Below are 18,248 nucleotides of genomic sequence, written 5' to 3' on the forward strand. Positions count from 1 at the left end.
GACGGACAGTGGCGGGACCGGGGCGGCTACGCGATGTCGCGGCTCGTGTCGATCGACACCTGTTCGACCAGGTCGAGCTTGATGATGTCGGTCGGGGCGCGGCCGCCGCGGAATTTGGGGATCGCGAGACGGTTCTCCACCTCGTCGGAGGTCGTGGTCGTCTCCAGCTGGAAGATCACGTCGGCGAAGTGTTCTGTGGTGTCGCGCAGCGGGGGGACGCTGCGGCCGTCGAGGCAGTGGACGATGGCGAGGCTGCCCGTGTTGACGATGTGGTTCTGCAGGTCGTTGAGAAACGATCGGTACCGCGACGGCGGTTCCTGTGCTTCGAGCACGTCGAGCGGGTCGACGATGAGGTTCGAGGTCTCGGGGAGCGCACTGACGAGTTTGCTGGCGTTGTCCAGCGGCGCCTCGCCCGAGATGTGGCGGACCGTGGGGTCGCCGGTGCTGGCGGGTGACTGCTCGATGCTGGCGGTGACCGACTGCGCGGTGCGGTCGAGCGAGAGGTACAGCGTGCCGCGGGTCGCGGTCAACTCGTAGAGGAACAGCTCCGCCTGGCTGGCCGGCTGGGCGCTGAGAGCGACGATGCTCCCCTCCGGGATCCCACCCCCGAGCTTCCGGTCGAGGACATCGATGCCCGTGTGTAGCCGGTTGACCATTCTATTGAAAGGTTCTGATCCCACCAGATTAAATATTCCGCCTCACGAGCGCCGTTGCGAGCCGATCGTACGACGCGCGTCCGACTCGGTCACTCAGCACGTCACCCGCGATCTCCGGGACGGTCGCAACCACCGGTTCGACCGCGCGAGCGAGGGCACGCTCGCGAGCGGCGGCCGCCGACGGCGGCTCGTCGGTCCGCGTCAGGACGCTCCCGACGACTCGGGCGCCCAGCGTCTCGGCCATCCGTGCGGTCTTGGCCGCGTCGTCGAGGCTCGCCGGGCGGTCGGTCGAGACGACGAGGGCTGCGTCGGCGTGACGCAGCGGCGCGGCGGCGGAATCCGTCGCGCCCGCGGGACAGTCCAGGATCACTCGCTGACGCGCGCGTCCGAGTCGGCGCAGCGCCGTCCGGTCGATCGGCCCCGACGCGCCCCCGGCCGGGAGCACGTCGACGCCCGGGACGGCGGTGCTCCGGTGGGTCACCGCGGCGATCGAATCGCCGTCGGCGACGGCGTCGACACCGGGTGCGCGGTCCGTATCGGCCATCGTGTGGAGATTGGGCATGTCGCAGTCGGCGTCGACGACCAGCGGTCGCCCGCCGTCGCGCGCGAGCGCCGCCGCCAGTCCCAGCGCCGTGGTCGTCTTGCCGCAGCCACCCTTCCCCCCTGCGATCGCGAGCATGGGACGGCGTGGTTGGGCTCTCGTATTTGAACCTTCGTGCGTCCGGGTGGCCTGTTTGAAGATAGGTGGCGGTGCGGTCGGCGCGCGCTGTCGCGGGCTCCGTGGCGCGACGCAGTCGCGCGAGGGATTCGCGACTCGTGTGTCGCGAATCGGCTGGGGAGGCTCGTGGCCGTCTGCGGTGCTGTGCGGGGCGGTAGCCGTTGGGGTCGCGGCGCTGTGCGGTCCTGGTGGACTGAACGGGCGAGACGCGCGTGGCGGTCGGCAGAGCCGACCGCCCGCTCGCGCTCGTTCGGTCGCCTGAGCGGGCACTATCCGCGCGGTGCGAGGCGCGTAGCGCCTCGAAGCGAACGGCTCCGCCGTGAGCGGGCGGTGCCGAGAGCGCGGATATCCCGCTTGGTTCGAGAGAGCTCCGCTCTCGCCCGACCCTGAGAATCTCCGATTTTCAGAGACAGCGACCGCGAGAGCGAGGCCGACCGAAGGGAGGCCTCGACAACGCGAACGGCGACCGAAGTGAGCCGTGAGCGAGCGCGGCAAGGGCGTTCAACGCTTGTTGTCGTGTGCAGTCGCTCCAACCCGTAGTGAGCGTGTCGAGGGCGCTGAACGCGTGCCGTGACACCACACCCGACTGCTCCGGTTCGACCCCGTGTCGGGAGATTCAAGACAATCGAGGGCCCGACTCTATTCGATGCGTCACGACCACATTATCAGTGCGAAACAACTCTCGCGGGCGGACATCGAGGCGGTGCTCGACCGGGCGGCCGAGGCGGCGGCCGACCCGGAGGCGTTCGCCGACCGCCACGAGAACGCCCTGCTCGGGCTCTGTTTCTTCGAGCCGAGCACGCGGACGAAGATGAGCTTCACCGCGGCGGCAAAGCGGCTCGGCGGCGACGTGGTGGACATGGGCCCGGTCGGCTCCTCCAGCGTCAAGAAGGGTGAGAGTCTCGCCGACACGGTCCGGGTGGTCGAGGGCTACGCCGACGCGCTCGTCCTTCGCCACCCCAGCGAGGGGTCGGCCCAGATGGCCAGCGAGTTCGTCGACGTACCGCTGATCAACGCCGGCGACGGCGCCGGCCAGCACCCCACTCAGACCCTGCTCGACCTCTACACGATCCGCGAGTCGGCCGGCTTCGACGACCTGACCATCGGGATCATGGGCGACCTGAAGTACGGTCGGACGGTCCACTCGCTGGCCCACGCGCTGACGAACTTCGACGCCGACCAGCACTTCGTCAGCCCGGAGAGCCTCAAGCTCCCCCGGAGCGTCCGCTACGACCTCCACGAGGAGGGCGCGTCGATCCGCGAGCACACGGAACTGGACCCGGTGCTCTCCGAGCTCGACGTGCTGTACGTCACCCGGATCCAGGCCGAGCGGTTCCCCGACGAGAGCGAGTACCGCGCGATCGCCGGCGAGTACCAGATCGACACCGAGACGCTAGAGGCGGCCCGGGACGACCTGACGGTCATGCATCCGTTGCCCCGCGTCGACGAGATCGCCCACGAGATCGACGACACCGACTACGCCCACTACTTTCAGCAGGCCCACAACGGCGTCCCCGTCAGGATGGCGCTGCTGGATCTGGTCCTCGGAGGTGACCGATGAGCGACCGCGAACTCCGCGTCTCGAAGATCCGCGACGGGACCGTCATCGACCACATCACCGCCGGGCAGGCGCTGAACGTCCTCGCGATCCTCGGCATCGACGCCGACAGCGGCGACGCCGTCAGCGTCGGCATGCGCGTCCCGAGCGACCGCCTCGGCAGCAAGGACATCGTCAAGGTCGAGGGCCGCGAGCTGAGCCAGGACGAGGTCGACGTGCTCTCGCTCATCGCCCCCGCCGCGACGATCAACATCGTCCAGGAGTTTGACGTGGTCAAGAAACACCGCGTCGAGCGCCCCGAAGAGGTCGTCGGCGTCCTCTCCTGTCCCAACCGTCACTGCATCACCACGGAGGACGAACCCGTCGAATCCCGCTTCGACGTGCTTGACGACGGCATCCGCTGCACCTACTGCGACACCATCGTCCGCGACGCCATCGCCGAGCAGATCGACGTGGCCTGACCCCGGTTCCACGGACTTCGATTCTCGGGACTTCGAGCCCCTCGACCGTACCGCCGTTGTGTTCCGCACGTCGCGACGAGGTCGACGACTCGTTTCGCACCAGAAACACTTTAACCGATTGCCACGAACGTACGTTCGATGTCGAAGAAATCACTGCTCGTGCTGGTCGCCCTGGTCGCCGTCGCCGTCGTCTACAAGACGGCCCTCGGCGAGTAGGGGGGATCCCAGGCGTACCAGCGCCGGTGAGGCATCGCTCTCCGACCGCCTTTTCGAACGACTTACACCGCCCGGCCCGTACCCACGGGTATGTACGGTGTCGTCACGCGCAACGAGCCCGAGCTGGAGTGGGCGGAGTTCGACCGCGATTTCTACGAGGTCAAAGACGTGACGGGACGCGCGGCCGAGCCCGTCGAAAACGGCATCAACATGATATCCTGTTTCGGCGACAACAAGGCCGCCGCCGACAACCCCGACCTGGTCCCCGAGAGCGACGAGGGCGAACCAGCGACGCGGGACCGACCGTACTTCGACTGGGCCTACGTCTGCCCCACACACGAACGCTACCGCGAGGGGCTGCTGGAGATCGTCGCGGACGCCGCCGACGCGAACGACGACGTGCGCCTCGACGACGTAGGCTTCCCCCGCGAGGAGTACTGCCACTGCGACCGCTGCGAGGCCGCCTTCGAGGCAAGCGACTTCGACGACTGGCGCGCCTGGCGCGCGAACGTCATCACGGAGTTCGTCGCCGACGCCCGCGAGCGGGTGCCCGGTGACCTCTATCTCACGCTGTATCCCGACCCCTATCCCGGTCACGTCTACGACCGAGCGGGCCTGGACGTCGACGCGCTGGAAGAACACGTCGACGAGTTCGTCGTTCCGCTGTACGACATGGCCTACTCGACGACCTACTGGTTGGAGATCATCGCGACTGGGTTCGTCGACGAACTCGATTCCCCCTTTTCGATCGAACTCTACGCCGTCGACGTGGACATCGACGATCTGGTCCACGCGACGGAGGTCGCAAACGAGTACGCCGAGTCGGTGCTGTTCGGCTACGACGCCAGCAACGCCCGAGCGACGGTTCGTCGACTGGAGGCCGACGCCCGCGAAGGCGAGCAGTTCGGGCCCGAGTAGCGGCGATTTCGGGTCCGGTCCGCGGGTCCGTGTCGGGCACGGCGCGACCGCTCACTCGCCGAACCGCTTCTCGCGCCACTCCCGCAGGACCGACCGGTCGCGGGTGTTCTCGGGCAGTTCGTCGAACCAGCGCGCGTCGGTGATCTCGCCGTCGGGGTCGCACACCTCGGGGTCGGTCGAGTCGGCTTCCCCTTCGAAGATGGGGAGGACGCCCCACGTCTCGTGGCCGTCGCTGCGGAAGCGGACTTCGCCGAGGATCCCCAGGCCGTCGTAGGTCACGTCCACCCCGGCCTCTTCGCCGAGTTCGCGTCGGGCGCCCTCGCGGACGGACTCGTCGGGTTCGACCTCGCCGCCGGGGAGCACCCAGGTGTCGATGGCGGCCTGCTCGACGAGCAAGAGCTCGCCGGAGGGGCGGTAGGCGAGCGTGTGGGCGCCGTAGGGGAGTCCCTGCGCTTCGATACGCTCGGCGACGGTGCGAAAGCGGTCGCGGGAGACGGCTCGGGTGGTCCGGAACTCGACGAACTCGTCGTAGCGGTCGGTCAAGCGGTGATACACCTGTTCGGCCGCCTGGCGGGCCTCGGTGGCGAGGAACCAGAGGTTGTCGACGGCGGTCATCGCACTCGTGACGGCGGCCGGAGTCGCCTCGGCAAACGCCACCGCCGGTCAGCGCGCGTTCGCTCGATCATGGCCCCTCGTTCGAGCGTCTCCGTCATAAGCGTTCGACCTCTGTGCCCGCACCACGACGAGACGGCGCTCGCCGCTCGGTCCGTTCCCGAGCTAACGGCGTCTGCCGGGCGTCTGACGGGTGCTTATGGGCCGTGTCGAGAGATCACGTATCGATGACCGAGGGTGTCAGGCGGGCGACCCAGGGTGAACGAGCGAGCGACGGCGGTGCGAGCGATGCGCGGACGGGTCGGGACGGGTCGGTCGCGTTAGTGTACGAGCGGGCGTTCACGGCGAACGCTGCGAGCCAGCTCGACCGCGCGCTCGACGTCGGTGCCGAGCGGAGCGTGCTCGCGATACTGTATCGCCACGACGTGCGGTCGTGGACGACCGCGCTCCGAAGCCACTGTGACCGGGTCGACTCGGCCGCGGCGGTCGCCGTCGGGCCGACGTCGGCCGGTTGCGGGCGCGACGACGCGGCCGTCCGAACCGTCTCCGATCCGACGGATCTCACGGGTGTCGGCATCGCCGTCGGCGAGTGGTTGCGGGCCCGCGACACGGACGAAGAGCCCGTCGTCTGTCTGGACTCGCTGTCGACGCTGCTGCAGTACGCCGACCCCGAGCGGGCCTTCCGGTTCCTCCACGGTCTGCGGACGCAAGTCCGCTCGGCGGATGCCACGGCGTTCGTCTCCGTCGACCCGGGCGCTCACGACGAGGCGACGCTAGGCACGTTCCGGGCGCTGTTCGACGCCGTCGTCACGGGCGAGTCGGCGACCGCGGAGACGGACGACGGCGAGTCGGCGACCGCGGACGGTCGGCCGGTGGCGACGGACGGCGGCGCCTCGGAGGCTCCGGACGGGCCGGTGAGCGGCTCCGAGTGAGACGGATCAATCCCTTTTTGACGGGCCGTCGAGTACCGCCGTCCATGGCATTCGAAGAGGACGACCACGTCATCCTCCGCGACGAGCACAGCGAGTACGACGGCGAAGAAGGCGAGATCACGCAGGTCGTCGAGACGATGTTCGGCGACGAGAACTACACCGTCTCCTTCGAGGACGGGCAGGAAGCCGGCGTCTCCGAGGACCAGCTCGAAGCCGCCGAGGAGTAACCGCACGCGATGGCCTCCGTCCCGCTGCACTACGTCGACCTGCGAGCGTTCTGTTACGTCACCGAGGACGAGGAGCGCGTCGAGTCTGCGCTACGCGCCTTGCTCCCCGAGGAGTTCGAGATCGAACGCGCGACCTCGGAGGGCCACCACGGCGACCGGATCGTCGTCCTCTCGGCGCGGGTCGAACGCGCCGACGAGATCCGCCACGTCCTCGACAGGCTGGGCGAACTCGACGATATCGACGCAGTGGTCTCCGAACTCGACGAGCGGGTCGACGACAACTGCGCCTTCTACCTGACGCTGGACAAGCAGGCGGCCTTTTCCGACGAGATCGAGCGCGGCGACGGCATCACCTTCCGCTCGAAGGTCGAGGCTTACCCGGCCAACAAGCCCGCGGCCGTCGAGAACGCCCGCGAGGTCTTCGAGGCGCTCTGAGCGCGCCATGACCGAGACGGACCCGAACCGGAGGCGCGACGACCGGGACCGGCGCTTCGAGGCCGTCCACGCCCACCCCGACGGTGAGGCGACGGTCGCCCGCCACGCGTCGACCGCGGCGGAGTACGGCTTCGACGGGATCGTGGTCCGCAACCACGGTGGCGCCCACACCGAGTTCGGCGCCGCGGAGATAGCCGAGACGTACGACGTCGACGTCGTCGAGGGCGTCGAGATCCGGGCGACGGACCCTTCGCGGGCGAGCGGGTTCGTCGGCAACCACCGTCGGTCGAAGACGGTCGTGGCGGTCCACGGCGGGTCGGCGGCGATCAACCGCTTCGCCGTCGAGCAGCCGGCCGTCGACGTGCTCGCTCACCCGATGGCGGGCGACGGGGACGTGAACCACGTCCTCGCGAACGCGGCCGCCGACAACGGCGTGCGCTTCGAGTTCTCGCTCGGGCGCGTGTTGCGGACCGACGGCGGACGGCGCGTTCAGGCCATCCGCGGGCTCCGGAAGCTCCGCGAGATCGTCGAGGACGCCGACGCGCCGTACGTCGTCAGCGCCGACCCGGAGAATCACCTCCAGCTCCGGGCCCCGCGCGAACTCGTCGCCGTCGGCGAGGTGCTGGGATTCTCGGCCGAACAGATCCGCGCGGGCCTCTCAGAGTGGGGCCGGATCGTCGACCGCAACCGTCGGCTGGCGAGCGACGCGTTCGTCGAACCGGGCGTCTTCCGCGAGTCCGTCGCCGAGGACGAAGAGAACGATCGGTAGTCCCGCAGGTCGGGGAGCGAGGCGTTCTTTGTCTCCCGGGTCGAACCCGGTCGCATGAAACACTCACTCGACGAGCACGCCGCCCGGTTCGACGAGATGGCGGCCGAGTACGACGACGAGGAGAGCGACGAGTACCGCGCCTGCGCGTCGCTGGTCGTCGAACACGCCAGCGCCCGACCGGGTGACACCGTCCTCGACCTGGGAACCGGGACCGGCGCTATCGCCCTGCCGCTGGCCGAAACGGCCGAACGAGTGGTCGGCCGCGACATCAGTGAAGGGATGCTCGAGGAGGCCCGCGCGAAGGCCGCCGACCGCGGGCTCTCGACCGCCGAGTTCGGCGAGGGGCGGTTCCGCGATCCGGCGGTTCCCGACGACGCCGACGTGGACGTGGCGACGACGAACTTCGCGATGCACCACCTCGGGGACGCCGAGAAGCGCGAGGCCATCGAGGTGATCGCCGAGCTGGAACCGCGGCGGATCGTCCTCGGCGACGTGATGCTGTTCGGCGAAGCCGACCCCAGCGAACCGTTCTACAGCCCCGAGGTCGACGACCCGGCGACTGTCGGAGTGCTGGCCGACGCGATCACCGACGCCGGCTACGCGCTGACGGCGGTCGAACGGGTCCACGACCAGGTGGGCGTCCTCGTCGCCGAACGCGTGGAGCCCGTCGGGGAGTCAGTCGGGCCAGTCGGCGATTCCGACGACGCCGCGGCGGAGGGCGAGTCGTGAAACACCTCCCGAAACACCTCCAGCCGCGGTGGCGATACCTCGCGGTCGAACTGGAGTCGTGGCCCGACGCCGAGATCGGTCGTCGAGCGTTCCAGCGGGCGGTGTGGTTCGCGGCGCAGAACCTCGTGGGCGACGCCGGGAGCGCGGACGTGGACCTGTCGGTGGTCCGGTTCGACTTCGATGAAGGGGCCGGTCACGTCGTCGTGCGTGCGCGCAGGGGGGAGGTCGACCGCGCGCGGGCGGTGCTGGCGTGTCTGGACGCGGTCGACGGCGCGGAGCTGGGCGTCCGCGTGCGGGGGGTTAGCGGCACGGTGCAGGCCTGTGAAGAAAAGTATATACGACGCCGACCGGAACCTTTTGACCAGAGAAACGTCGTCTTCGAGAACGCCGAGCGGCGTGCCGTCGGTCGCGACGGCCGAATCGACGTGCGGGCCGACGACGCGTTCGTCGGGGCGACCGAACTCGATCTATAAATATGCAGGGACAATCGCAACAGCAGGCGTACGACCGTGGGATCACGATCTTCTCGCCGGACGGTCGGCTCTACCAGGTCGAGTACGCCCGCGAAGCCGTCAAGCGCGGCACGGCGAGTATCGGCGTACGAACAGCTGACGGAGTCGTGCTGGCGGTGGACAAGCGCATCCGCTCGCCGCTGATGGAGCGCTCGTCCGTCGAGAAGATCCACAAGGCCGACGACCACATCGGCATCGCTAGCGCCGGCCACGTCGCCGACGCACGCCAGCTCATCGACTTCGCCCGCCGCCAGGCCCAGGTCAACCAGCTGCGCTACGGCGAGCCCATCGGCGTCGAGACGCTCACCAAGGCCGTCACCGACCACATCCAGCAGTACACCCAGGTCGGCGGCGCGCGCCCGTTCGGCGTCGCCCTCATCATCGGGGGCATCGCCAACGGCGAGCCCCGCCTCTACGAGACCGACCCCTCCGGGACGCCCTACGAGTGGAAGGCGCTGGCCGTCGGTGCCGACCGGGGCGACATCCGCGAGTACCTCGAGGACAACTACGACGAGGAGATGGATCTGGACGGCGGTGTCGGCCTCGCGCTGGAGGCGCTCGCGTCGGTCAACGACGGCGAGCTCGCCCCCGAGGGCATCGGTATCGCCACCATCAGCGTCGACGACGAGCAGTTCACCGAGATGAGCGACGCCGAGAAGGAGTCGCACCTCGACGAGCTCGACCTGCTCGCCGTCGAGGAAGACGACGACGAGAGCGACGAGGAGTAACGTCGCCCGATCGACCCCGATCGGTCTCCCGTCGTGAGACGACCGGTGGGTCGGCCGCCGCGGGGTCGCCGGTGTGCGGTCGGCGCCCACACACCTTTTTACCCACACGGTGTTACCTCCGGGTATGATATCACTCGACGAGGCCGTGACGGCGCGTCTGGAGTCCCACGGCGAGCGCTTCGAAGTGCTCGTCGAACCCGACGCCGCCCTCGCGATGAAGCGCGGCGAGTTCGACGGGGAACTGGAGGACGTGATCGCCGCCGAGGACGTCTTCGAGAACGCCTCTCGCGGGGATCGCCCGCCGGAGAACGCGCTCGAAGAGGTGTTCGGGACGACCGACCCGCTGGAGATCATCCCCGAAGTCGTCGACCGCGGGGAGATCCAGATCACCGCCGAGCAGCGCAAGGAGATGCAAGAGCGCAAGTACCGGGACCTGGTCAACCGCATCACGCGCAACGCGGTCAACCCGCAGATGGACGACGCGCCTCACCCGCCCGACCGCATCGAGAGCGCCCTGGAGCAGGCCGACTTCAAAGTCGACCCGATGGAACCCGTCGAGAATCAGGTCGACGACGCCCTCGACGCGCTGCGACCCGTGATCCCCATCCGCTTCGACACGGTGAAAGTCGCCGCCCAGTTGCCAGCCGACTACGCCGGCAGCGGCCAGGCGCAGGTCCGGGAGTTCGGCGACCTCGAACGCGAGGAGTGGCAGCCCGACGGCTCCTGGGTCGGCGTCGTCGAGTTCCCCGCCGGCATGCAAAACGAGTTCTACGATCTGGTCAACGAGGTCTCCAGCGGCGAGGCCGAGACCCGAATCCTCAAAGACGAGGACGATCTCGACACGCGGTAGCCCGGCGACCGCCGTCTCCGGCCGAGGCGTGCGATCGCCGGACGGCGACCGTTCTGTGGAGTTGATCAGTTCGGTTGTGGGAGATTACCGGCCGCAGTCGTGCGGTCTCGGCGGCCGTGCGAGCGGTTCCCGGGGACGTGAACGTTCCGGTGTTGATATATGGGGTGCTGTCGAACTTCCGAATATGACTAACGTCTGCCGCAACTGCAAACGCACGTTCAGTACGGAACTCGAACTCGAACTCCACCGTGACACGTGCTCGCAGGGCGATCTGTTCTGCGACGAGTGCGGCGAGCGGTTCGCGGAGCGAACGGCCACGGAGGACGGCTGGCACTATCGATGCCCCAACGAGGACTGCGACGGCGAGGGGATGGGCGAGGACATCCACAACGTCAGCGACGTACGCATCGAGAAATCGGTCTGACGACCACGACCACCCATTTTCCCACGAGCGGTTACCCGGTCGATAGCTCGTCGCTCTCCGCGATGGTCGCGATCCGGTCGAGCGCGCGGTGGCAGACGATAGCGTACCCGCCCGCGAGTAGCGGGATCTCGAACGCGGCCCGCGAGCGGTCGTCGCCCAGTGGCGTGACCGCGTGGCCGGTCGCCGGGATCTCCGCGACGCGCCACGTCCAGCGGTAGTCCCCGCAGGTCTCGACCTCGAAGGGGATCCACGGGCCGCCGGCGACCTGCACCTCGCCCCGCGACCCGGGCTCGATGTATCGGTCGCGCGAGCGGACCGCGCTGACGCTCGGGCCCCACTCGGGCCACTGCTCGGTGTCGGTCAGAACCGTCCAGACGGCGTCGGCATCGGCGGCGACGACGCGGTCGACCACGAGGCGACGACCGTCGGGCGTCCGCTCGATCTGCGGCAGCGAAGCCATGTGCGCCAGTTGGGGCTGCCCGGTCTTGGATGTCCGGGCGAGGTCGGCCGGGGTCGTCCCGGGGCTCGACCCGGCCGTCAGGGGATCTCCTCGACCGCCCGCCGGAGGTCTCCCTCGCCATCCCAGCGGACGACGCGGTCGTCCGCGACGCGTTCGAGCGCGGCCAGGTGAGAGGCGGCCATCCCGTTGTCGTAGCGCTCGCGTCGCCGCTCGTCGCTCTCGTAGGTCCGTTTCAGCAGCCAGAGCGCGTCCCGGACGCGACTCTGTTCGTGATAGAGATAGCCGAGTTCCCAGACGTGGCCGCCGTCGTAGTCTTCGAGGACGCCGACGACGTGGCTCGCCTGCTCGCAGAGTATCTCGAAGCCGGGCGCCCACAGGTCTATCTCCTCGCCCGAGAGGCCGAAATCCTCCAGCATGAACGCCGTGGCCTCGCGGCGGTCGTCCAACTGGTCGCGGACCCGTCTGCGGCGCCGACCGGGGCCGTCGTCGCCGCCGCGACCGACGACCAGATATCGGCGGTCGCTGTACTGGATGTCGCTCAACCGGTCGCCGTGGACGTGCGTCTTCAGCCGTTCGTGCTGCTCGGGCGTCAGCGTCAGCGAGTCCGGACTCGCGTCGACGAGTTCCGCGCCCTCGACGCCGTCGACGTAGTCGGGGCCGCCGCCCGTTTCCGCGGCCCGGTTGTCTCCCGCTCGTTCGCCATCGTCCCCCGCTCGTTCGCCGTCGTCCCCCGGTCGCTCGCCGTCGTCCCCCGACGCCCCTTCGTCGCTATCGACCATGCCGGCCCCGATGCCCGGGTGTGACAAGTGTCTTCCGACTGTCGGAGAACCGGTTAGACGATCGTTCGACGAACAGTCGAAGACCGGTAGAACTCAGCGTCCAAGTGTTTATTGTGCCGGACGGCGTACGGCGACGTATGCGACCCGATACGGCCGAACCGAGCGGGGACGAGGCGGGAGACGGGTTCGACGCCTGGCTCGCGCTCCAGCGCGTCACCGACGGGACCCGGGCGAACATCGTCGCTGACCTCGTGGGTCACCCGAAGGGCGCGCCCAGCGTCGACGAACTCGACTACACCAATCCGAGCCTCGAAGCCGACACGATCAGGAATCACCTGAAGGTCCTCGCCGAGGCGGGGGTCGTCGAAGAGCTGACCGTGCCGGCTGGCCAGCGGACGCGGGGCTACCCCTACAAGTTCTACCGGGTGACCGAGGCGGCCCAGGAGTTGTTCGACCGCAACGGCCTGTTCCCCGCCGACGCCTGGCGACGACAGTACGAGCGCGTCGAGAAGACCACCGAGATCAGAGAACTCGAAGCGATGCCCCGACCCGAGGCGTGAGAGGGAGTTGCGTCGGTGATTCGGTCCGCTCGCTCTGAACCAGATCGGCTGAACTCGACAGTACGCGCTGAAAGCCCTCGGCCCGCTCGCGGTCGCTGAGCGACGTATCCTCGCTCGCAGGCTCGCTCGGATAGGGGCCGCTCAGGCGACTGAACTGCACGCGAGCGCGCCTCGCCCGTTCAGTCCTCCAGGACGGCCCCGCACAGCACCGCAGACTGCCACACACCTCCCCAACCGATTCGCTCACTCTGTTCGCTCATCCCTCGCACGGTACCGTCGCGCGACGAGACGCGCGACAGCGCGCGCCAGCCCGTCTGTCCGGTAGCTATCGGTGCAGACTGGCCGACCGATACCCAGATCCGATAACGGGGGACGAACCTATACAATCCCCCGCCCGCAAGCGACGGTCGAATGATCACGGCCCGCGACCTGCGCAAGGAGTACGGCGGCTTCGTCGCGGTGGAAGGGAGCACGTTCACGGTCGAGGAAGGCGAGGTATTCGGCATCATCGGCCCGAACGGGGCCGGCAAGACGACGACGCTGAAGATGCTCGCCGGCCTCGTCGAACCGACCGACGGCGAGGTCTCGGTCGCCGGATACGACGCCGGCGAGACGGAGATGCGAAAGCGCCTGGGCTTTCTCCCCGAGGAGTCGCCGCTGTACGAGGAGATGACGCCCGTCTCCTACCTGCACTTCTTCGCGGATCTGTACGACGTGCCCGAGGGCGTCGCGGACCGGCGTATCCACGACACGCTCGAACGGCTCGAACTCGACCACCGCGACCGCCCGCTGGGTGACATGTCCAAGGGGATGAAGCGGAAGGTCGCCATCGCGCGCTCGCTCATCAACGACCCCGACGTGCTGATCTACGACGAGCCGGGCAGCGGACTGGACCCGCTGACGACCAACTACATCATCGACTTCACGCGCGAACTCGGCGAGCAGGGCAAGACCATCGTCTTCAGCGCGCACAACCTCTATCACGTCGAGAGCATCTGCGACCGCGTCGCTATCATGAACGAGGGCCGCGTCGTGGCGAAAGGGGACCTCGACGAACTCCAGGCGGAGTACGGCCGGACGGAGTACCACGTCTACGCGACCGTCGAGGTCCCCGAGAGCGCCCGTGAGAACGGGTACCACAAACGGGTCGTCGAGAGCATGGACGCCGTCGACGATACGCGGGCTGACGCCCGGGCTGCCGGCGGCGAGGTCGTCGACATCCGGACCGAGGAGTCGAGTCTCGAAGAGGTGTTCCTCGACGTCGCCGAGTCCGACCCCGAGGCCGAGCGGACCTCGGGGTCGCGAGCGTGAGCGGCCCGCCGCCGGTCGGCGGTGACGACCGCTCCGGTGGCGAGTCGGGGACGGCGAGCGGAGCGTCCGCCGCCCAGCGGTTCGCTCGCTGGCTCCGCACGCGCGTCGAGAACGTCGCCCGGATCGCCCGGTGGGAGGTGACGAAAAACGCCGGGGGCGTCGACCGGCGGACGGTCGCAATCGCGTTGCTGGCGGTCCTCGGACTCGGTGCGATGGCGCCCGTCGCGGTGAGCCAGGGGGTCGCGCTCGACCAGGGCATCTACCGGGTCGGCGTCGTCGAGGAGGACCCGCTGTACGGCCCGGCCTCGCTCGACCAGACCTTCCGGGTGCAGGACCCCAGCCAGGCGGCCGTCGAGGCGGGCGATCAGGAGGTCGTGGTCGTCGGACCGCGGGTCCGCTCGACCGACTCGACGAAGGGGCGGGCCGCGGTCGCGGAGTTGCGGTCGACCACCAAGCGGTACAACGACGGGATCATGGACGACGAGCGCAACCAGTCGGCGGCGTTCCCGGTGGTCGTGAACCTGACTTACGTCGAGCGCGAGTCGTCGCGAGTCGCGGTTTCACAGACCAGAACGCTACCGGTCCAGACCGACGACGGCGAGGCCGGAGACGGCGACGGGACCGCCGGTGACGGCGGAGGCGGCGGTAGCGGTGAAGGGGCCGGTAGTGGGACCGGAGGCGACGGTGGCGTCGGTGACGGTTCGAGCGGTGGGTCCAGCGACGGAGCGGGCAGCGGGAGCGAGAGCACTGGGAGTGGCGGCGAAACAAGTACCGGAGCCGGGAGCGACGGTGGCGCCGGTGACGGTTCGAGTGACGGATCCGGCGACGGAGCGAGCGGTGGCGACGAGAGCGCCGACGTGACGACACCGAGCGAGGGGTCCGGCGTCGCCGGGTCGAGCATCGGCGCGCGCCTGACCGGCGGGAGCTCGACCGGCGCGCCCTCGGACATCGCGCCGCCGTTCCCGTTCCAGTCGCTCGTGCTCGCGTTCGTGTTCGTCCTGCCGCTGAACTTCGTCATCCAGGCCTACGGCTCGACGATCCTGAGCGAGCGGATCAACCGTCGCGGGGAACTCCTGCTGGTCGCCCCCGTCTCCCGCGGGGACATCGTCGTCGGGAAGACGCTGCCGTACTTCGCGGCCGCCGTCGGCGTCGCGACGGCGATCACGCTCGTCCTCCAGGTCGGGCTCGGGCTCGGCGGGTCGGCGATCTCCGTGCTCGCCGTCGTCCCGCTCGCGTTGCTCTTCCTCGCCGCGACCTTCCTCGGCGCGATGTTCGCGCGGTCGTTCAAGGAACTGACCTTCGTGACGGTGACGATCACCGTCTCGCTGACCTCCTACGCGTTCGTCCCGGCGATCTTCACGGACGTGACGCCGATCGCGCTCATCTCGCCGCTGACGCTCGTGGTCCGGGATCTCCAGGGCCAGGCGGTCGGGCTGGGACAGTTCGTCTTCTCGACGCTACCGCCGACGCTGACGGCGCTGGTCTGTTTCGGGCTGGGCGCCGGGCTCTACCGCGAGGAGGACATGTTCACCCAGCGGCCGATCCCGTACAAGGTGCTCGACGCGCTCGCCGGGCCGATCGAACGGCGCCGGAGCGTCGCGCTCGTGACCGCCGTACTCCTGCCGTTCGTCCTCGTCGCGGAGCTTGTGGTCGCGGCGTTCGCCTACCCCCTCTGGCAGGCGGAGCTCCCGGTCGAGGTCATCGTCGTCGCGGTACTGGTCGGGCTCGCTATCGTCGAGGAACTCGCGAAGAGCCTGCACGTCTACGCCGGCTACGCTCACTCGCTGTTCGACGGCCGGCTGCGGACGGCGCTGGTCGTCGGCGCCTTCAGCGGCCTGGGCTTCTTCCTGGCGGAGAAGCTCACGCTGATCGTCCGCCTCGCCGACCTGCAGACGCTCCCCGTAGGGCAGACGCTGGAGGGCAGCCAGGCGGCCGTCGGAACGGGCGTCCCGCTCGGGATACTGTTCGTCGCGCTCCTGCTGGCGCCGCTGGCGCTGCACGTCGTCACGGCGACGATCTCGACGCTAGGCGCCAGGCGCGGCCGGCGCTCGTACGCCGTCGCGCTGGTGGTCGCAGTCGCGGTTCACGTCGCCTACAACCTCACGGTGGTGACCGCCCTTGTCGGGTGATTCCCCGCCCGCCCCGCAACCGGGGTCGACGGCCGCCGAGTCGGGTGACGGGTCGAGCGGCGCCACCAGGAACCCGAGCGACGACGACGAAGCCTCCGAGCGGTCGCTGTTCGCCGACCCGCGACTGACGATCGCAAAGCGGGACCTCGCGTCGCTGAGAAGCGAAAAGACGATCGTCCTCGCACTGCTGATCCAGCTGTTCGTCGCCGCGTTCTCGTCGTTCCTCGTCGTGGGACTGACGTCGCTGTACAGCCCCGGGTCCGTGTCGGCGGGTGAGGTGGTCGTCGGCGTCGCCGGCGAACACGACGACGCGCTCGTCCAGGCGGCCCAGGACCAGGAGGGCGTCCGAACTGTCGTCTATCCGAACCCCGAGGCCGCCCGGGAGGCCTACCACGACGGGGACGTCCACGCGACGCTGCTCGCCGGCGACTCGGGCGGGCGGATCGCCGTGGAGGTGATCGCGCCGACCGGGAGCATCGAGACCACGCTGATCGTCGACCAGGTGCGGACGCTGCTGGAAGCCGTCGAGCGCACCGAGCGGATCGCCCGGGCGGACGACCTCGACAACTCGCCGGTTCCACTGCCCGACGAGGTGAACGCCAGCCCCTACTTCGGGTTCACCTACACGGTGCTCGTGCCGCTGCTCCTCTTCCTCCCGCCCTTTATCAGCGGGTCGGTCGCCGTCGACGCGCTGACCGAGGAGATCGAGCGCGGGACGCTGGAACTCCTGCGGGTCGCGCCGCTGTCGCTGGTCGACATCGTCGACGCCAAGGCGCTGGCGATGGTCCTCATCGCGCCCGCCCAGGCCGTGCTGTGGATCGCGCTGTTGAGCACCAACGGGATCGGCGTCGCGAACGTCCCCCAGATCCTGCTCGTCGTCACCGCGCTGACGACGCTGGTCGTCACGCTCGGGCTCTCGCTGGGCGTTCTCACCGCCAAGCGCCGGCAGGCGCAACTGCTGTACTCGGTGCTGGTGATCTTCGGGTTCGGCCTGCTGACGTTCGCCCCCGAACACCCGGCGACGACCGTCGCGAAACTCGCCGTCGACAGCCCGACTACGACGACGACGCTCCACGTCGCCGCCTACGCCGTCGCCGCGGTCGCCCTGTTCGTCGGCGCTCGCCGCCTCGTCGCCCGGACCGACCCCGAGGGGCTCTGAGCAGTCGTCGGGTTCTTCCGGGACCTCGCCGCGGAGAGCCGGCGACAGCGCCCGGGGAACGCACCTTTTTGCGCGCCGCGGCCCACCGACGGCTATGGAGTACACGACACTCGGGTCGACCGGCGTCGAGGTCAGCCGCATCTGTCTCGGCTGCATGAGCTTCGGCTCCTCGGACTGGCGAGAGTGGGTCTTGGACGAAGAGGACGGTATCGAACTCGTCGAGCGGGCCCGCGACCTGGGGATCAACTTCTTCGACACGGCGAACATGTACTCGCTCGGCGAGTCCGAGCGCGTCCTCGGGGCGGCCCTGGAGGGTCACCGCGAGGAGAGCGTCGTCGCCACGAAGGGCTTCTTCCAGATGGACGACGACGACCCCAACTCGGGCGGGCTCTCTCGGAAGGCAATCGAGCAGGCACTCGACAACTCTCTCGAACGCCTGGGTATGGACACGATCGACCTCTACCAGATCCACCGCTGGGACTACGACACGCCGATCGAGGAGACACTGCGGGCGCTGGACGACGCCGTCCGCCGGGAGAAGGTCCGCTACATCGGCGCTTCCTCGATGTGGACGCGGCAGTTCGCCGACGCTCTGCACGCCAGCGACCGGCTCGGACTCGAACGGTTCCAGACGATGCAGAACCACTACAACCTCCTGTATCGCGAGGAAGAGCGGGAGATGCTCCCCTACTGCGAGCAAGAGGACGTGGGAGTCATCCCGTGGTCGCCGCTGGCCCGCGGCTATCTCACTCGCCCTCACGAGGAGTACGACGCGACGACTCGCGGGGAGACCGACGACTACGCTCGCGAACACCCCTACTTCGAGGGCGGCGGCCGCGAGATCAACGAGCGGTGTCAGGAGCTGGCCGAGGAGTACGGCGCGACGATGGCCCAGATCGGACTGGCGTGGCTGCTCGACAAGGACTGGGTGGACGCGCCGATCGTCGGCACGACCAGCATCGAGCACCTCGAAGACGCCGTCGAGGCGCTCGACATCTCGCTCTCGGAGTCCGACACGGAGTACCTCGAAGCGCCGTACGAGCCGGTCCGCGTGTCCGGCCACGAGTGAGGCCTGTGGAGTGACGTGGGGCCCGGTCGGTCGGAG

Annotated in this window: 22 protein-coding genes; 17 read left to right on the plus strand and 5 right to left on the minus strand. The window is 69.0% G+C overall.

The genetic code is table 11. The features are described from left to right. Positions 1-26 precede the first annotated feature (26 nt). Together I7X12_RS18670 and I7X12_RS18675 are read right to left on the minus strand one after the other, a co-directional pair. Positions 27-656: an RAD55 family ATPase gene (locus I7X12_RS18670; protein ID WP_198063913.1), complete on the minus strand. Its 630-nt coding sequence runs from the start codon at positions 654-656 to the stop codon at positions 27-29. Positions 657-684: 28 nt separating this feature from the next. Further along, positions 685-1,335, minus strand: a complete 651-nt coding sequence (locus I7X12_RS18675; protein ID WP_198061523.1) for a MinD/ParA family ATP-binding protein — start codon at positions 1,333-1,335, stop codon at positions 685-687. A gap of 685 nt (positions 1,336-2,020) precedes the next feature. Between I7X12_RS18675 and pyrB the strand changes: the two genes are divergently transcribed. The 3 genes from pyrB to I7X12_RS18690 all read left to right on the plus strand — a co-directional run bounded on the left by pyrB (position 2,021) and on the right by I7X12_RS18690 (position 4,527). Next, positions 2,021-2,935: an aspartate carbamoyltransferase gene (pyrB, locus tag I7X12_RS18680; protein ID WP_198061524.1), complete on the plus strand. Its 915-nt coding sequence runs from the start codon at positions 2,021-2,023 to the stop codon at positions 2,933-2,935. Beyond that, on the plus strand, positions 2,932-3,393 hold the full coding sequence (gene pyrI, locus I7X12_RS18685) for an aspartate carbamoyltransferase regulatory subunit (protein ID WP_198061525.1): 462 nt from the start codon (positions 2,932-2,934) through the stop codon (positions 3,391-3,393). The genes pyrB and pyrI overlap by 4 nt, the downstream gene beginning before the upstream one ends. Before the next feature lie 306 nt (positions 3,394-3,699). Next, positions 3,700-4,527, plus strand: a complete 828-nt coding sequence (locus I7X12_RS18690) for a hypothetical protein (protein ID WP_198061526.1) — start codon at positions 3,700-3,702, stop codon at positions 4,525-4,527. Between the two features lie 51 nt (positions 4,528-4,578). Here the strand turns inward: I7X12_RS18690 and I7X12_RS18695 are convergent, their stop codons facing one another. Continuing rightward, positions 4,579-5,142, minus strand: coding sequence for an NUDIX hydrolase (locus tag I7X12_RS18695; protein ID WP_198061527.1), 564 nt, complete (start codon positions 5,140-5,142; stop codon positions 4,579-4,581). A gap of 224 nt (positions 5,143-5,366) precedes the next feature. Here I7X12_RS18695 and I7X12_RS18700 point away from each other — a divergent pair, with 224 nt between their 5' ends. The 9 genes from I7X12_RS18700 to I7X12_RS18740 all read left to right on the plus strand — a co-directional run bounded on the left by I7X12_RS18700 (position 5,367) and on the right by I7X12_RS18740 (position 10,745). Then, the gene (locus tag I7X12_RS18700) at positions 5,367-6,071 is read left to right on the plus strand and encodes a DUF7504 family protein (RefSeq protein ID WP_198061528.1); all 705 of its coding nucleotides are present in this window, start codon (positions 5,367-5,369) and stop codon (positions 6,069-6,071) included. Between the two features lie 44 nt (positions 6,072-6,115). Next, a complete protein-coding gene (locus I7X12_RS18705) occupies positions 6,116-6,298 on the plus strand; it encodes a DUF1918 domain-containing protein (protein WP_198061529.1) in 183 nt (60 codons plus the stop codon). Positions 6,299-6,307: 9 nt separating this feature from the next. After that, the gene (locus tag I7X12_RS18710) at positions 6,308-6,733 is read left to right on the plus strand and encodes an RNA-binding protein (protein WP_198061530.1); all 426 of its coding nucleotides are present in this window, start codon (positions 6,308-6,310) and stop codon (positions 6,731-6,733) included. 7 nt (positions 6,734-6,740) lie between these two features. Further along, positions 6,741-7,502, plus strand: a complete 762-nt coding sequence (locus I7X12_RS18715; RefSeq protein ID WP_198061531.1) for an RNase P subunit p30 family protein — start codon at positions 6,741-6,743, stop codon at positions 7,500-7,502. A 54-nt stretch (positions 7,503-7,556) separates the two neighbouring features. Continuing rightward, positions 7,557-8,231, plus strand: coding sequence for a class I SAM-dependent methyltransferase (locus I7X12_RS18720; protein WP_198061532.1), 675 nt, complete (start codon positions 7,557-7,559; stop codon positions 8,229-8,231). Beyond that, positions 8,228-8,704: an Rpp14/Pop5 family protein gene (locus I7X12_RS18725; RefSeq protein ID WP_198061533.1), complete on the plus strand. Its 477-nt coding sequence runs from the start codon at positions 8,228-8,230 to the stop codon at positions 8,702-8,704. Before I7X12_RS18720 ends, I7X12_RS18725 begins: the two co-directional genes overlap by 4 nt. Positions 8,705-8,706: 2 nt before the next feature. Then, a complete protein-coding gene (psmA, locus tag I7X12_RS18730) occupies positions 8,707-9,471 on the plus strand; it encodes an archaeal proteasome endopeptidase complex subunit alpha (RefSeq protein ID WP_198061534.1) in 765 nt (254 codons plus the stop codon). Positions 9,472-9,595: 124 nt separating this feature from the next. After that, positions 9,596-10,321 carry a ribosome assembly factor SBDS gene (locus I7X12_RS18735; protein ID WP_198061535.1) on the plus strand — a complete coding sequence of 242 codons (726 nt, stop codon included), beginning with the start codon at positions 9,596-9,598 and terminating at the stop codon, positions 10,319-10,321. A 184-nt stretch (positions 10,322-10,505) separates the two neighbouring features. Then, entirely contained in the window at positions 10,506-10,745 is a 240-nt protein-coding gene (locus I7X12_RS18740; protein ID WP_198061536.1) for an HVO_2901 family zinc finger protein, read from the plus strand. Between the two features lie 31 nt (positions 10,746-10,776). Here the strand turns inward: I7X12_RS18740 and I7X12_RS18745 are convergent, their stop codons facing one another. Both I7X12_RS18745 and I7X12_RS18750 read right to left on the minus strand, forming a co-directional pair. Next, positions 10,777-11,205: an SRPBCC family protein gene (locus tag I7X12_RS18745; protein WP_198061537.1), complete on the minus strand. Its 429-nt coding sequence runs from the start codon at positions 11,203-11,205 to the stop codon at positions 10,777-10,779. A gap of 77 nt (positions 11,206-11,282) precedes the next feature. Continuing rightward, entirely contained in the window at positions 11,283-11,984 is a 702-nt protein-coding gene (locus I7X12_RS18750) for an aminopeptidase (protein WP_198061538.1), read from the minus strand. Positions 11,985-12,121: 137 nt separating this feature from the next. Here I7X12_RS18750 and I7X12_RS18755 point away from each other — a divergent pair, with 137 nt between their 5' ends. The 5 genes from I7X12_RS18755 (at position 12,122) to I7X12_RS18775 (ending at position 18,212) form a co-directional block, all read left to right on the plus strand. Beyond that, positions 12,122-12,544 carry a helix-turn-helix domain-containing protein gene (locus tag I7X12_RS18755; RefSeq protein WP_198061539.1) on the plus strand — a complete coding sequence of 141 codons (423 nt, stop codon included), beginning with the start codon at positions 12,122-12,124 and terminating at the stop codon, positions 12,542-12,544. 411 nt (positions 12,545-12,955) lie between these two features. Then, on the plus strand, positions 12,956-13,855 hold the full coding sequence (locus I7X12_RS18760; protein WP_198061540.1) for an ABC transporter ATP-binding protein: 900 nt from the start codon (positions 12,956-12,958) through the stop codon (positions 13,853-13,855). Next, the gene (locus tag I7X12_RS18765; protein WP_198061541.1) at positions 13,852-15,984 is read left to right on the plus strand and encodes an ABC transporter permease; all 2,133 of its coding nucleotides are present in this window, start codon (positions 13,852-13,854) and stop codon (positions 15,982-15,984) included. The genes I7X12_RS18760 and I7X12_RS18765 overlap by 4 nt, the downstream gene beginning before the upstream one ends. Before the next feature lie 130 nt (positions 15,985-16,114). Continuing rightward, a complete protein-coding gene (locus I7X12_RS18770; RefSeq protein ID WP_232343160.1) occupies positions 16,115-17,143 on the plus strand; it encodes an ABC transporter permease in 1,029 nt (342 codons plus the stop codon). A gap of 94 nt (positions 17,144-17,237) precedes the next feature. Then, entirely contained in the window at positions 17,238-18,212 is a 975-nt protein-coding gene (locus I7X12_RS18775; protein WP_198061542.1) for an aldo/keto reductase, read from the plus strand. Positions 18,213-18,248: the final 36 nt, after the last annotated feature.

The sequence above is a fragment of the Halosimplex litoreum genome (assembly GCF_016065055.1).
GTDB lineage: Archaea > Halobacteriota > Halobacteria > Halobacteriales > Haloarculaceae > Halosimplex > Halosimplex litoreum.

Bases quoted from the DNA above. Each gene is read 5' to 3' on its own strand.
- I7X12_RS18705 (WP_198061529.1), top strand. From the start codon at position 6,116: ATGGCATTCGAAGAGGACGACCACGTCATCCTCCGCGACGAGCACAGC.
- pyrI (WP_198061525.1), top strand. From the start codon at position 2,932: ATGAGCGACCGCGAACTCCGCGTCTCGAAGATCCGCGACGGGACCGTC.
- I7X12_RS18750 (WP_198061538.1), bottom strand. From the start codon at position 11,984: ATGGTCGATAGCGACGAAGGGGCGTCGGGGGACGACGGCGAGCGACCG.
- I7X12_RS18760 (WP_198061540.1), top strand. From the start codon at position 12,956: ATGATCACGGCCCGCGACCTGCGCAAGGAGTACGGCGGCTTCGTCGCG.
- I7X12_RS18745 (WP_198061537.1), bottom strand. From the start codon at position 11,205: ATGGCTTCGCTGCCGCAGATCGAGCGGACGCCCGACGGTCGTCGCCTC.
- I7X12_RS18735 (WP_198061535.1), top strand. From the start codon at position 9,596: ATGATATCACTCGACGAGGCCGTGACGGCGCGTCTGGAGTCCCACGGC.
- I7X12_RS18755 (WP_198061539.1), top strand. From the start codon at position 12,122: ATGCGACCCGATACGGCCGAACCGAGCGGGGACGAGGCGGGAGACGGG.
- I7X12_RS18720 (WP_198061532.1), top strand. From the start codon at position 7,557: ATGAAACACTCACTCGACGAGCACGCCGCCCGGTTCGACGAGATGGCG.
- psmA (WP_198061534.1), top strand. From the start codon at position 8,707: ATGCAGGGACAATCGCAACAGCAGGCGTACGACCGTGGGATCACGATC.
- pyrB (WP_198061524.1), top strand. From the start codon at position 2,021: ATGCGTCACGACCACATTATCAGTGCGAAACAACTCTCGCGGGCGGAC.
- I7X12_RS18690 (WP_198061526.1), top strand. From the start codon at position 3,700: ATGTACGGTGTCGTCACGCGCAACGAGCCCGAGCTGGAGTGGGCGGAG.
- I7X12_RS18710 (WP_198061530.1), top strand. From the start codon at position 6,308: ATGGCCTCCGTCCCGCTGCACTACGTCGACCTGCGAGCGTTCTGTTAC.
- I7X12_RS18700 (WP_198061528.1), top strand. From the start codon at position 5,367: ATGACCGAGGGTGTCAGGCGGGCGACCCAGGGTGAACGAGCGAGCGAC.
- I7X12_RS18675 (WP_198061523.1), bottom strand. From the start codon at position 1,335: ATGCTCGCGATCGCAGGGGGGAAGGGTGGCTGCGGCAAGACGACCACG.
- I7X12_RS18715 (WP_198061531.1), top strand. From the start codon at position 6,741: ATGACCGAGACGGACCCGAACCGGAGGCGCGACGACCGGGACCGGCGC.
- I7X12_RS18775 (WP_198061542.1), top strand. From the start codon at position 17,238: ATGGAGTACACGACACTCGGGTCGACCGGCGTCGAGGTCAGCCGCATC.
- I7X12_RS18740 (WP_198061536.1), top strand. From the start codon at position 10,506: ATGACTAACGTCTGCCGCAACTGCAAACGCACGTTCAGTACGGAACTC.
- I7X12_RS18695 (WP_198061527.1), bottom strand. From the start codon at position 5,142: ATGACCGCCGTCGACAACCTCTGGTTCCTCGCCACCGAGGCCCGCCAG.
- I7X12_RS18670 (WP_198063913.1), bottom strand. From the start codon at position 656: ATGGTCAACCGGCTACACACGGGCATCGATGTCCTCGACCGGAAGCTC.